The organism is Treponema denticola (genome assembly GCF_024181405.1).
In the GTDB taxonomy this organism is placed as follows: Bacteria; Spirochaetota; Spirochaetia; order Treponematales; family Treponemataceae; genus Treponema_B; species Treponema_B denticola_D.
On record NZ_CP051302.1, the window covers coordinates 1850961 to 1862095 of the forward strand.

At 42.8% G+C, this 11135-nt stretch carries 11 protein-coding genes; 1 reads left to right on the forward strand and 10 read right to left on the reverse strand.

The features are described from left to right. Positions 1-7 precede the first annotated feature (7 nt). Positions 8-1228, reverse strand: a complete 1221-nt coding sequence (locus HGJ18_RS08735; protein WP_253695864.1) for an SPFH domain-containing protein — start codon at positions 1226-1228, stop codon at positions 8-10. A 156-nt stretch (positions 1229-1384) separates the two neighbouring features. Between HGJ18_RS08735 and HGJ18_RS08740 the strand changes: the two genes are divergently transcribed. Then, positions 1385-1891, forward strand: coding sequence for a GNAT family N-acetyltransferase (locus HGJ18_RS08740; RefSeq protein WP_253695871.1), 507 nt, complete (start codon positions 1385-1387; stop codon positions 1889-1891). Between the two features lie 31 nt (positions 1892-1922). Here HGJ18_RS08740 and prmC read toward each other — a convergent pair whose 3' ends face one another. From prmC to HGJ18_RS08785, 9 genes are all read right to left on the reverse strand, one after another. Continuing rightward, entirely contained in the window at positions 1923-2912 is a 990-nt protein-coding gene (gene prmC, locus HGJ18_RS08745; protein ID WP_253695873.1) for a peptide chain release factor N(5)-glutamine methyltransferase, read from the reverse strand. A gap of 6 nt (positions 2913-2918) precedes the next feature. Continuing rightward, positions 2919-4004, reverse strand: a complete 1086-nt coding sequence (prfA, locus tag HGJ18_RS08750) for a peptide chain release factor 1 (protein WP_253695875.1) — start codon at positions 4002-4004, stop codon at positions 2919-2921. A 226-nt stretch (positions 4005-4230) separates the two neighbouring features. Further along, entirely contained in the window at positions 4231-6213 is a 1983-nt protein-coding gene (priA, locus tag HGJ18_RS08755; RefSeq protein WP_253695877.1) for a replication restart helicase PriA, read from the reverse strand. Positions 6214-6232: 19 nt separating this feature from the next. Next, positions 6233-7027: a uracil-DNA glycosylase gene (locus HGJ18_RS08760; RefSeq protein ID WP_253695879.1), complete on the reverse strand. Its 795-nt coding sequence runs from the start codon at positions 7025-7027 to the stop codon at positions 6233-6235. A 9-nt stretch (positions 7028-7036) separates the two neighbouring features. Next, positions 7037-7942 (reverse strand): hypothetical protein, encoded by a 906-nt coding sequence (locus HGJ18_RS08765; protein ID WP_253695880.1) that lies wholly within the window; start codon positions 7940-7942, stop codon positions 7037-7039. Between the two features lie 72 nt (positions 7943-8014). Further along, the gene (locus tag HGJ18_RS08770; RefSeq protein ID WP_253695882.1) at positions 8015-8869 is read right to left on the reverse strand and encodes a methyl-accepting chemotaxis protein; all 855 of its coding nucleotides are present in this window, start codon (positions 8867-8869) and stop codon (positions 8015-8017) included. 13 nt (positions 8870-8882) lie between these two features. Continuing rightward, the gene (locus HGJ18_RS08775) at positions 8883-9650 is read right to left on the reverse strand and encodes an oxygen-binding di-iron domain-containing protein (protein ID WP_253695883.1); all 768 of its coding nucleotides are present in this window, start codon (positions 9648-9650) and stop codon (positions 8883-8885) included. A gap of 120 nt (positions 9651-9770) precedes the next feature. Next, on the reverse strand, positions 9771-10532 hold the full coding sequence (locus HGJ18_RS08780; protein WP_253695885.1) for a class I SAM-dependent methyltransferase: 762 nt from the start codon (positions 10530-10532) through the stop codon (positions 9771-9773). Then, positions 10532-11086, reverse strand: a complete 555-nt coding sequence (locus HGJ18_RS08785) for a DJ-1 family glyoxalase III (protein WP_002675955.1) — start codon at positions 11084-11086, stop codon at positions 10532-10534. The genes HGJ18_RS08780 and HGJ18_RS08785 overlap by 1 nt, the downstream gene beginning before the upstream one ends. Positions 11087-11135 lie beyond the last annotated feature (49 nt).

The following is an 11135-nucleotide window of genomic DNA, read 5'->3' on the forward strand; positions in this document are numbered from 1 at the left end:
TTATCGGTTATAATTTTGTTCCGCATTCGGGACAGAATTTTGCTCCAGCTTTTACTTCCGCGCCGCATGAAGGGCAGCCGCTTCCTTGAGGTTTAGGAGTTCCGCATTCGGCACAAAACTTTCCGGTATTTTTATGGCCGCACTCTGTGCAAAACCATTCTCCGGCTGCCTTAGCTCCGGCACCTTGTTGTTGCCCTGCTCCTTGAGCAGCTCTCTGAGAGGCTTGATTCATTTGCATCTGCTGCATATTGGTTTGACTTGCCTGCCCCATAAAACCGCCTGCCGCATTCATGCCCATACCCATACCCATAAAGGCCATTCCGGCTCCTGCTTGATTTGAACCTGCAGCTTCCATACCGCGGGCAATCGAGCCTTGCACATAGCCTTCACGTACACCGGGATCGCCGAGCATCGCTCCTTTATTACGCATATTGATAAGTTCTTTAGATTCATCATCGTAGGAAATACTTGCAATACCGACTGAAAGCACCTCCATTCCGCGCAAATCCTTCCATGAATCATCCAGAATCTCGGACATGTGTTTGCTTAAAACCGTTCCCTTTGAAGGAATAAAGGAAATGCGCTCGCCTTCCATAGACATTTGGCTTATGGCAGCCTGTAAGGCTTCTAAGAATTCGCTCAAGTATTGTTCGTTTATTTCATCAATGTGAACATTTACGGCATCCCGAGGACAAGCTTCTTTAAAAAACTTTATCGGATCGGTTATTTTAATCGAATAGTTTCCGAAGGTGCGCAAAAACAATTCCGCATTATAGAAGTTGTCAAAGTATTGCAGAGGATTGGGAGTACCGAACTTAATACCTTTAATCTCCTGTAAATTAACATAAAATACTTCCTGCTTCATCGGGGTGGTACCGCCGAATTTAAAACGGCTGAAGGTTTCTTTTAGGGCATCTCCGAATTGACCGCCGAATAGGGAGGGCGATGCCGAATTTTCAACCTTAAAATATCCGGGCTCCGCCGTATAATCGACTATCTTTCCCCCGTCCACCAACATCATAAACTGGTTTTGATTTACATGAATAATAGAACCGTTTGAAACGACATCGCTTGAACCTTTTTTGTTTGTGTTACGTTTATCTGTGCGGACGGCAACTCCTTTTGCAAGGACAACGCCCTCACCCATATCGCCCGCCTCAATAACTTCGAGCCATTGATCGGCCAAACCGCCGCCCACTGCTCCAACTGCTGCTGATATAAGACCCATAATTTACTCCTTTAAATTTAAACTTACATAATTATGATATAACAAAAAAATCAAAATATCAATACTTGAATAATATTATTGACAACATGGGTTATCGTATTCTCCTGCCTTGTTTTTATGCGCCAAATCGGCTAGTATTAACCAAGGAGAAAAACAATGGTCAGACTTGCAGAATTAAAGGACTTATCAAGAGTTGCAGAAATAAATGTTTACGGTTGGAGAAATACTTATAGGGGTATCGTCGACGATAATTTTTTGTTTTGTGAGTTGTCGATTGAAAAATCTATCGAACGTTTAAAGGAAAAAGTTAATACTCAAAACAGTACATCAAAATTATATGTTTATGAAGATGACAAAGACAGAATAATAAAGGGAATGATGCGTACGGGAATGTGCCGGGACAGCGATAAACCGGATAGCTTTGAACTTATGGCTATTTATGTAGAAAAAGCTTTTGAAAGGTCGGGAGTAGGTTCAAAATTAATTACTCATTTTCAAAAAGAAGCAAAAGAAGCCGGCATACATGAATTATGCATTTGGGTCTTTCAAGAAAACCGGATTGCAAGAAGTTTTTATGAGCATCACGGCTTTAAGCCGGATGGCAAAACACAAGTCCATGAAGCTTTAAAGGCTCCCGAAATGAGATATGTAAAAACAGTTTAAGAAATCTGCTCAGATTAAAAAAACAATTGCTTTAAAAGCTGAACTTTGTGCACTCTATGACTCGGTCATTTCCAGCAAGGTCTTTATGAATTTGAACTTGCGAAAAACCTGCGTTTCTAAAAATCTCGGCAGCTTGGGCTGCATGGTATTCGCCTACTTCAACAAAAAGTTTCCCGCCGAAGTTTAAGCTCAAATAAGAATTTTGTGCCAAGGGCGGAATTAAGTCCAGCCCTTCAATACCGCCGTCAAGGGCAAGGCGGGGTTCAGAGCGGCCGTCTTCTAAAAGGCTTTCCGTAAGCTTTGACGGAACGTATGGCGGATTTGCAGTTATCAAATCGTAGCTTCGTTTTGACTCCGGCGCGCAGGGAAAAGAAAAATGCAGATCGGCTCTCACTGCAATGGCCATCTTATAAAGAGGTGCAGGTAAAAGAGAATCCATATTCTTTTTACAAACTTTTAAAGCCTCCTCCGAAATATCCGCAAGAACTAAGAAAAACTTTTCAGAAAAATAACTTTGCGTTCTTTGCGCCCCCTGCGGTTTATCAAATGCGTCAGATGTTTGGCTTAAGCTCTCGTAAAGTTCCGCCGCAAGGGATAGACCTATACAGCCCGACCCTGTGCAAATATCCAAAACAAAGAGAGACTCATTTTTTTTTAATTTTTCCTTTGCAAAATTCAATGCAAGCTCTACCAAGGTTTCGGTGTCGGGCTTGGGGATAAGCACATTTTCATTTACATAAAAAGTTCTCCCGAAAAAATCCTTTGTTCCGGTTAAATAGGCAATGGGGAGACCTGAACTTCTTTTTTTTACAAAAGTCTCAAACTCATTCTTGTAAGGCAAAAAATCAAAATCGGAATGAGACAAAAGCCATGAACGTTCTTTTTTTAAGATATGGGCTATTAAAATATCAGCATCAAAGAGGGCATCATTCCTTCCGTATCCGTTCCTAGTTAAAAGCTGCGAAGAAAGAAAGGAATGAGCTGCAAAAAGACGGGCATCCTTTACGGTAAAAAAAAGCATTGAGCCTTATTTATGCTCCAAGTGATGATCCGCTGCCTTCATCATTTCTTCGCGGGCGGCGATACAGAGGGCATCGATTAATTCGTCGAGAGCACCCTGCATGACCGCATCTAATTTGTAAAGGGTTAAGTTAATACGGTGATCGGTTACGCGGTTTTGCGGAAAGTTATAGGTGCGGATACGCTCGGAGCGATCGCCGGAGCCGACCTGACTTTTTCTGTTTTGAGCCCGTTCTGCCTGCTTTTTACTTTCTTCCAAATCATAAAGGCGGCTTCGCAAAACACGCATAGCCTTTGCCTTATTTTTAATCTGACTTTTTTCATCCTGACAAATAACGACAAGGCCTGTGGGTATGTGGGTAATGCGGACTGCCGAGTCTGTGGTATTAACGCACTGACCGCCCGGGCCTCCTGCACGCATAACATCAATACGCAAATCTTCTTGATTGATTTCGATTTCGGTTTCTTCGGCTTCGGGCAAAACCGCAACGGTTACGGCACTTGTGTGAATGCGGCCTGAGCCCTCCGTTTCAGGAACACGCTGAACGCGGTGAACGCCCGACTCATAGCGGAGACTTCCGTAAACATACTTTCCCGAAATGGAAAAGGTAATTTCCTTGTATCCGCCGAGCTCGGTTTCGTTCAGGGACAAAACCTCGTACTTCCAGTTTTTCATTTCGGCATAGTGGGTGTACATTCTAAAAAGGTCAGCCGCAAAGAGGGCAGCTTCATCGCCTCCTGTACCGCCGCGTATTTCCATAATAATATTTTTTTCTTCCAGAGGATCGGGCGGAATTAAAAGCATCTTGAGATCTGCCTCGCTTTTTTCAAAGGCGGCTTCAAGAGAGTGCAGCTCTTCCCTCGCCATCTCTTTAAGTTCGGCATCGCTTTCTTCCTGAATGAGAAGCTTGGAATCTTCTATCTGTTTTTCGATAGAAAGATAGTTATCGTATTCTTCCATCAATTTTGAAAGATATGAGTGTTCCCGCATGGTTTCTTTATATTTTGCAACATCTTTGATAAGGTTAGGGTTTTCAACTTCTTTTTCGACTTCAATAAGTCTGTTTCTTAAATTATCCAATCGTTCTTTCATAAAAATTCCTTGTATTGAGGGGAGAGTATAACAGTTTTTAAGAAAAATGTATACCGCTTAAAAAATGTATAGAGAGGTACATTTTTTAAGCTTCGAGTTTTGCCTTACGGCAAAACGTCGCTAGCGTGAAACCACCGGCAGCCAAAAAACAAAGCTACTTTTCGCTCAAGAGCTCTTCTACAAGGTAATCATCGCTCATACAGTGCATATCCGAAATTCCTTTGCTTCACATAAGATTGACCGGATCGGTGTCGATCTCGATGTAGATGCCTGTCATCGGTTTATATTCTTTTACAAAACGGGATGCGGCGGTTTGGATTAGGGGGAAATTTGAAGAGCGGAGCAAAATCTGTTGGCGGTGATTTCCGGCTATCATCGATAGGACACATTCCGAGGGTCCCATTATTTCGGCTTCGTCTTTGCTTTGGGAAGACAGAATATATTTTAGAATGTTTGCGGCACCTTCTGCGGCCAGCTCGGCTTTTTTTAAGTCCTTGCTTCTAAAGACCAAACGAATCAGACGCTTAAAGGGCGGAAAATCCAAGAGCTTTCTTTGACCGAGTTCATATTCATAAAACTTTTCGTACTCGTGATTTTTTGCACAAACAATCGAAGGATGGTTAGGCTTTAGGGTTTGAATAATGACAAGCCCGTCCTCGCTGAACCGCCCTGCCCTTCCTGCTGCCTGAGTGATAAGAGCGAAACTCCTTTCGGCGGCTCTAAAGTCGGGCATTTGAAGTCCCGTGTCCGCAAGGATAATTCCGACCAGCCTTACTTTCGGAAAATTCAAGCCCTTTGCTATCATCTGAGTTCCGAGGAGGATATCTATTTTACCCTCCTTAAAATCTTTTAAGCGGTTTTCAAGACTGTTCTTTTTGGAAACGGTGTCGGTGTCAACCCTCGCAACCGTGCAGTCGGGGAAGGAGCGGGAAACTTCTTCTTCGATAAATTCCGTACCGACACCGGCATAACCTATATCGAGGGAATTACATTCGGGGCAAAGAGAAGGCGGACTTGCCTGCATTCCGCAATAGTGACATTTCATTACATTTTCACTTTTATGAAAGGTCATCGGCACGGAACAGTTTTTGCAAAGCATCTCATAGCCGCAGGAACGGCATCGAAAAATATGGGAAAAGCCCCGCCTGTTCAAAAAAAGAATTGTTTGTTTTCCTTCATTTTTGGTTTTGCGTATTTCGCTTATAAGCCTGTCGCTCAAAGCTCCCTTTAAGCCGGAAATATTTTCTATTTCGATTTGAGGGAGGCTTCCGCCTGCAAGTCTTTTTGAAAGGGAAAGGAGCTTGATTTTTTTGTTTTGAATCATATTCCACGCTTCAAGCGATGGAGTTGCAGAGCCCATTACCACGGGGCAATTATGCTTGACGGCCAAGTACATCGCCGTCTGGCGGGCGTGGTAGCGGGGCACGGAACCCGACTTATAAGAAGCATCATGCTCTTCATCGATTATGATAAGGCCTATGTTTTCGGCAGGAGCAAAGACGGCACTTCTCGCCCCGACAATCATAAGAGCTTCTCCCCGTCTTATCCTCATCCATTGGTTGAGCCTTTCACTTCCCGTAAGGCCTGAGTGCAAAACGGCAGCCTGAGAGCCGAAGCGTTTTACGGCCGCACTTATAACCTGATGGGTAAGCCCTATTTCGGGAACAAGGTAGATAACGGCCTTGCCTCCTGCGATTATTTTTTCGGCGGCCTTTAAAAAAACTTCCGTCTTCCCTGAACCGGTTAAGCCGTATAAATAAAAGAATTCTTTTTTGTTTGAGTTTACGATTTTTTCGACGGCATCCTTTTGTTCATCGGAAAGAGAAAAATTCTTATCTTCAAATTCGGCTCCCCATTTTAAGTTTTCAAAAGAAACTTCTCTTTTTCCCGAAGGAAGAATTGCGGAGAGGGCTTCTCCGAAGCTGCAAATATAAAAGTGCGAAATCCAAGATGCAAGTTCTATCTGTGCTTGCCCGAAAATTGTTTCCTTGTCGACCACTCGCTTAATCGGCTTTATCTTATCTTCTCCCACAGGGCTGTCTTTAGGAAACACATCAGATTCTTCTATTATAAAGCCTATCAAATTTCTTGAGCCGAGTTGAACCGAAGCTCTTTTTCCGACAAGGCTCCCGCCGTCTTCTTCTATGTTTTTATAGGTAAAGCTTTGGTAGAGTGGAAGATTAAAGGCAAGAGTAAGCCATTTTGCCATAGGTGCCGCCTAGTTTTTCTCAATCAATTTGTTGAGGCAATTCATTGAGGCGGGAACGGAAGAGTTTTAAGTCTTCCCATGCAGGGCGTTTTAAGTTGACATCTCTCAAAAGGGCACTTGGGTGATAGGTCGCCATCAGCGGAATGTTTTGGTATTCAAAAAACTTGCCGTGCATCTTGCCTATTCCTTCTTGGGTTTCCAAGAGATTTTGAAGAGCTACTCGCCCAACCACAAGAATCGCCTTAGGCCTTATCAAGGCAATTTGGGCATTTAAATAATTTCTGCACGCAGCCGTTTCATCGGGCAGAGGGTCGCGGTTATTGGGCGGTCTGCACTTTACCACATTTGTGATATAGCAGTTATGGGTGCGGTATAATTCGATGGCGGCAAGCATCTTATCTAAAAGCTGGCCTGCCTTACCGACAAAGGGGCGGCCTTGCGCATCTTCATCAGCGCCCGGCCCCTCGCCTATGACCATTACTTCTATCTTATTATCAAAATTAGAAAACTCGCAAGGCCCCTCTCCTGCAACCGTATTATGCCGCCTCTCGCATAGACGGCAGGCCTTACAAGAAGCAATTTGAGCATAGACCTTTTCAAGAGTTTCAAGGCCGTTTGCTGCATCTGAATCGCTTAAAGGAATTGTTAAGCCGTCCGTTCCTCCCGTTTCCGGTAGAGTGGTATCGGGGAGAGCCGTCTCCGGGAGAACGGTATCGGCAAAATCGGGATATTCTTCATCGGTTTTAAAACCCGATAGATATTCCGAGGCTGTGCGGAAAAATGTGTATAATGTTTTTTTTTCTTCGGCTTTCATCGGTAAAAACTATTGCCCGCCGCCTTGAGTACCGCTGACCTGAGCGCCGCTCATCTTAGCTTTAAGCTCACGCAAAGCCTTGAGGGTTTCGCTCGCATCGCTTCTAGCTACGGCCAAAAAATCGATAAGCTGGGGATATTGCTTTAAAAGCTCGCCCCATTCTTTTAGATCATTCATTCGGAATTTTGAAGAGGCTGCGGATTTTCCTTCTTCAATCATAAGGTCGGTGAAAACCTTGCTCCTTGCTTTTTCATACTCCGAATAAACATCCCTTATTGTTGTATACAGTTTTAAATCGGGAATTACAAAATCGGAAGAAAGCTCAACCGAAACAATTTCAATTTCGGTATTCTCCTTGCCTTTTAGATCCGAAGTGATTTTATCGTTAAAGGCCGCATATTGAAATTTCAGCTTTTCATATTCTTCAGGATTGGATAAAAAATATTCGATAAATTCGTTTGCGGATTTTTGAGCGGCTTCTTCAACTCTTGTTCTAACAAAATCGTCCAAATCGCCTTGGGTTTTTATCGAAGCATTTTTGACAAGGCTTATTAAACTTTCAGGCTTTACGGAAGCCGAAATCTTTAGAGCAAACTTCCAGCGGAAATCGTTTTTTTGTTCCATCACCAAACCGAATTTATCGGCGGAAGGAAGGGCACCTTCACTTTTATACTCAACGTCTTGGGCTTTTAAATTAAAGGTAAGAATTTTTGAATTGGTCGGGACAAGCCTTTCCCATCGCCACATAAATTCGCCCGGAATAATGAGCCTGTCATGATAGCCTCCCGACTTTGAAAGCATTACGCCATAAGATCCCGCAGGAACGGAAAACTGCATCCACCCGAAAAAAAAGGCCGTGCCTCCCAAAATAATCAAAACAAAAAGCCAAATTAAAAATGAAGTTCTTTTTTTCATGATATAAGAATAATAACACGAAAAACTCAAGTTTTCAAGTAGCCGATGAAAAATGTGCTCTGAATGTACATTCTAGCTTTGCTGCAGCAAGGTTCCCAGATGTTCATGGCTTGTTTGGACTGCATCAAGAATCGTCGAAGTGTCACGCAAAAAGCTGTCTATCTTTTTTAACGACAAAAAGCCTTCCCTTATGGTAATATCCTGTTCTTTTATGGAAGCGGTTATTTCGGCCAGCGAAAGCCCCGCATCTTTAAGGGTTGCTGAGTTTTCATCCAAATTAGCCAATACGCCGTTAAATGATTTTCTGAATTTTGAAAAAAGTTCTATAAAGCCGGTCATACTGCTGTTTATTTCATCAACCGATTTATTTAATTCTTCCAGTTTTGATTCGATTTTTTTTGCAAAATCTCCGGTTTGGGTTGCGAGAGAGCGTACCTCATTGGCAATAATTCTAAAACCGTTTCCGACACTTCCTGCACGGGCGGCTTCAATCGAAGCATTGATTGCAAGAATGCCGGTCTTTACGGAAACATCCTTAATGCCCGACAACATATCTTCAACTTCCGCAGTCCTGTCCTTTAGCACCTCAAAAGCTGAAGCTGCATTTTCTGCATTTTCCGCAGTGGCTTCAACTTCATCAACCCGTGCATGAATTTCTTCTTGAATTACGGTTCTTCTTTTTAAAACATTAGAAAGCATTTCATCGACATAATTGGCATTAGAAGCAGAAGAACTGCTTTCCTTTTGTATTTCCTCAAAAACGGAAAGGATAGTTTCAAATTTCTCCTGCAAATTGTCCATAGATTCTTCAATAATTTTAAATGAATGAGAGGTTACAAAATCAAGAATAACGCCTTTATTATATTGTACAACAATTTTATCGATTAGATCACTAAAATTATCGGCAATGTTCTGTTCATCAGCCATAGAACCTCCTAAATTAGAACAGGTTTTCGATATAATCCGTACCGCATTTTAAACCGGAAAGCCAATTTAAAAAATTATTCACCTGTTCATCTTTATATATTGCACCATGCTGCGGAGCTATCATCAGGGGATTTAAACGGCGTACATTTTCTACCCATTTGCTGACAATCTTATTGGAAGCCATATACCTGACATGGAAGCCTTCAATCAAAGGAAGGTGCTTTTCAAAATTTTCTACAAAGGAAGGTTCATCGTCATCATCAAAAACTGCGGCCCCTATATCCCCGCTAAAAAGAATACGGGAGCGCTCATCGTATAAACCGAATTGCCCCGGAGAATGCATAAAATGCGAAGGAATACACTTCATATTTGAGCCTGAGGGAAGCGATATACTCATCCCTTTGTCCGGTATCGGAACCATTCTCGAAATATCCACTATGCCGAAGTGGGGCATAAATCGAATCCAAAGCGAAGAAATATATATTTTAGCTTTTGTGATGCCGAGCCATAAAGCTATACCGGAAGAAACATCGGGGTCTTGATGTGAGAAAAAAATAGTATCTATTTTATCCACGGAAATAAAGCGGCTTACGGCAGTAACAACTCTGGAAAAAAGATGAACTCCGCCCGGATCAAGAAGGACTCCCCTACCCCTGTCTATAATAAGATACTGCATTGTCTGTACAGCACCCTTTCTCTGTTTGCTTTCCGAACCAAGCCATATAAATTTATGATCTGCATCTTCATATAAAACAATACCGTCAATGCCGTTATTTTCCATATCAAAACTCCTTATTGCGAGTCAACTCAAATTTACAAAATACAATATATCAACAATTGAGGTAATTTACAAGTATTTTTATAGAAAGAAATAACTGTATTTTTATAAGAAAAAATAAAGCTACTTTCTTGCTATGAGAACCATCGTTCTCGCCTTTTCGTTATAGGGCGAAAAATCAAAATCGCCGTATATTTCTACCGAAGAAAAGCCGGCTGCCAACATAAGCCTTTTTAACTCCACGGCGGAATAAAGACGTTGAACATAGGTGTGGTCGGCCTTCCTTCCCTGCTCATCATAAAGAATCCAGCGGGAGCTTAAACCTTCCCAAGCTCCTTCAACGGAGTATTCGGTTAAGACCGTAAACCCGGCTCTCTCAAACCATTCGCCCTCGGTAAAATCGCGCACGGCTATTTCTCTTCCCGTCATTTCGAGAATGAACCAGCCATTAGGCTTTATGGATTGGGCTATGTTCTTTAAGATTTGCATGTCTTCTTCGATTGTGCTGCAATACCCGAAACTCGTATACATGCTGATAGCCGCATCAAAACCTTCGGGGCGGACAAATTTACGCAAGTCTCCCTGAATAAGCTCTATGTCGACACCTTCATCTTGAGCCGAATCCATAGCAGCATTTAAAAATGGTCGGATTAAGTCGATGCCCGTAACCTTAGCCTTTCTTATTGCAAGCTCGATGGCAATCCTTCCCGGGCCGCAGCCTGCATCCAAGATCGAAATCCCTGCATTATCCACAGGAACGCCTATTATCCTCAAAATAGATTCCGCAACGGTAGGAGCTTCGGCCCACCTCTGCGTATCAAACATAATCGGAGCATACTCCGCCCAAAAAGTTTCGTTTTCAAACCAATCTGCAAGTTTTCCCATTATCGTGCCACCACCTCAGTTTTAAGTTTATTTAATGCGGTTTTTCCACAAATAGCTTCTACAATTGCAAAGGCAAATTCTTCTGCAGCCCCTGCTGCACAGGCCGTTATTATATTTCCGTCTCTGATGACACGCTCTCCGGCCTTAGGCTTTGTACTCAAATCCTGTCCCATACCGGGGTAGCAGGTATAGTTTTTTCCTTCTAAAAGGCCCCAAGAGCCCAGGGCAAGGGCAGGAGCCGCGCAGATTGCAGCTACGATTCCTCCGCCTGCAAGGGTCTTTTTTGCAAATTCTCTGACAGCCTCTGAGCCGGCAAGAGTGCTGCTGTTAGGAAGGCCGCCGGGAAGGATGACGGCAATTAAATCGCCATCCGTTTGCAAGGCTTCTTCCAACACAATATCACAGGTTATAGGAACCTTGTGAGAAGAAACTATAGTTTTCCCTCCAACACCAACCGTAATCAAATCTATTCCGGCCCTTCTCAAATAATCTATGGGCGTAAGGGCTTCAACATCTTCAAATCCGTTTGCTAAAAATAAAAAAGCTTTTTTCATTAATTCCTCCAATTTTACAAGACAACCAAGTTGTATCCAACTAGATAAG

Coding starts and splice junctions, on each gene's coding strand:
- HGJ18_RS08735 (WP_253695864.1), bottom strand. CDS start 1,228: ATGGGTCTTATATCAGCAGCAGTTGGAGCAGTGGGCGGCGGTTTGGCC.
- HGJ18_RS08740 (WP_253695871.1), top strand. CDS start 1,385: ATGGTCAGACTTGCAGAATTAAAGGACTTATCAAGAGTTGCAGAAATA.
- prmC (WP_253695873.1), bottom strand. CDS start 2,912: ATGCTTTTTTTTACCGTAAAGGATGCCCGTCTTTTTGCAGCTCATTCC.
- prfA (WP_253695875.1), bottom strand. CDS start 4,004: ATGAAAGAACGATTGGATAATTTAAGAAACAGACTTATTGAAGTCGAA.
- priA (WP_253695877.1), bottom strand. CDS start 6,213: ATGGCAAAATGGCTTACTCTTGCCTTTAATCTTCCACTCTACCAAAGC.
- HGJ18_RS08760 (WP_253695879.1), bottom strand. CDS start 7,027: ATGAAAGCCGAAGAAAAAAAAACATTATACACATTTTTCCGCACAGCC.
- HGJ18_RS08765 (WP_253695880.1), bottom strand. CDS start 7,942: ATGAAAAAAAGAACTTCATTTTTAATTTGGCTTTTTGTTTTGATTATT.
- HGJ18_RS08770 (WP_253695882.1), bottom strand. CDS start 8,869: ATGGCTGATGAACAGAACATTGCCGATAATTTTAGTGATCTAATCGAT.
- HGJ18_RS08775 (WP_253695883.1), bottom strand. CDS start 9,650: ATGGAAAATAACGGCATTGACGGTATTGTTTTATATGAAGATGCAGAT.
- HGJ18_RS08780 (WP_253695885.1), bottom strand. CDS start 10,532: ATGGGAAAACTTGCAGATTGGTTTGAAAACGAAACTTTTTGGGCGGAG.
- HGJ18_RS08785 (WP_002675955.1), bottom strand. CDS start 11,086: ATGAAAAAAGCTTTTTTATTTTTAGCAAACGGATTTGAAGATGTTGAA.